The organism is Agromyces neolithicus, from assembly GCF_039529735.1.
In the GTDB taxonomy this organism is placed as follows: domain Bacteria; phylum Actinomycetota; class Actinomycetes; order Actinomycetales; family Microbacteriaceae; genus Agromyces; species Agromyces neolithicus.
On the sequence record NZ_BAAANJ010000010.1, the window covers coordinates 1 to 951 of the forward strand.

Annotated in this window: 1 protein-coding gene; it reads left to right on the forward strand. The window is 65.6% G+C overall.

Annotation, left to right across the window (positions count from 1 at the left end; translation table 11 throughout):
* Positions 1 to 136: 136 nt before the first annotated feature.
* A partial coding sequence (locus ABD164_RS13515; protein ID WP_425545950.1) for an IS256 family transposase occupies positions 137 to 951 on the forward strand: 815 nt, incomplete at its 3' end.

Sequence of the window (951 nt, forward strand, 5' to 3'; positions counted from 1 at the left end):
GCCAGGTCGTGGTGCGGCCATGGCCCTTCTCGCGGAGCGTGTGCTGTGGTGCCAGCATCGCCCAGGTGAGCCTGTCAAATGGTCTGTGTAAGGGGTGAGGTTCACCTCAAAGGAGACACTTGTGACCATGAATGCGATGAGTCCGGAGCGCGAGGAGCGCCGGCGTCGGCAGAAGGAACTCGCTGACCAGCTCAAGGCGTCCGGCGCGATGGATGAGATCTTCGCGAAGATCGATGCCGGCGAGCCGCTCACGGGCGAGCAGGGCCTGCTCGGCGGGATGCTCAAGGCTGCGCTGGAGCGGGGCCTGGACGCGGAACTGACCGAGCACGTCGGGTACGACCGCGGCGACGCGGAAGCGCCGCTGTATCCGAACTCCCGCAACGGCACCACCTCGAAGACGGTGTCGACCGAGATCGGTGACATCGAGCTCGCGATCCCGCGGGACCGGAACGGGTCGTTCACCCCGATGCTGGTCCCGAAAGGGCAGCGCCGGCTGGATGGGCTGGACGGGATGATCATCAGCTTGTACGCGGGCGGGATGACGATCCGCGATATCCAGCATCACCTCGCGTCCACGATCGGCACCGACCTGTCGCATGAGACCATCTCGAAGATCACCGACCAGGTCGCCGAGGAGGTCCTGGCGTGGCAGCACCGCCCGCTCGAATCGCTGTATCCGGTGATCTATCTGGACGCGATCATCGTGAAGATCCGCGATGGCGGGCACGTGCGCAACAAGGCCGCGCACATCGCCGTCGGCGTCGACATGGACGGCATCAAGCACGTCCTCGGCATTTGGGTGCAAGCGACCGAGGGCGCGAAGTTCTGGGCGTCGGTGTGCTCCGAGCTCGCGAACCGCGGCGTCCGTGACGTGCTCATCGTCTGCTGTTATGCCGTGTTCGCGGTTATGCCGATGATGCTGGTTGGGGTCGCTCGGTCGGCGGGGGTCGG